Below are 314 nucleotides of genomic sequence, written 5' to 3' on the forward strand. Positions count from 1 at the left end.
AAGCGTGGCAATCCCTACGCTAGAAAGATTCTGTTCAAATGTATTCACAATATCGCTTCAGCCAGTCACACCAATCCTTGCCATATCGCCGACTTTTATGAGACACGAAAAAGACAATCGCAAACGACTTCAACGAAGCCGCACACGATTGCCTCCATACATCGTCTCATTCGGACAATGTATTACCTCATTACGCATAATAAGCTTTACGATTATACTTCTACCCAAAATCGGTAAAACTGTTTATGCACTATCATTGTAACACCTTATCAAAAAATTTCAACATAAGGTGTTGCTTTTGTATACACTTTTTA

Annotated in this window: 1 pseudogene; it reads left to right on the plus strand. The window is 38.5% G+C overall.

The annotated features are described in order from the left end of the window. A pseudogene (locus SST111_RS11310) lies at window positions 1–237 on the plus strand (IS110 family transposase); the annotation flags it as partial. Between the last annotated feature and the right edge of the window lie 77 nt (window positions 238–314).

This window comes from Streptococcus suis YS161 (assembly GCF_002760245.1).
GTDB lineage: Bacteria > Bacillota > Bacilli > Lactobacillales > Streptococcaceae > Streptococcus > Streptococcus suis_I.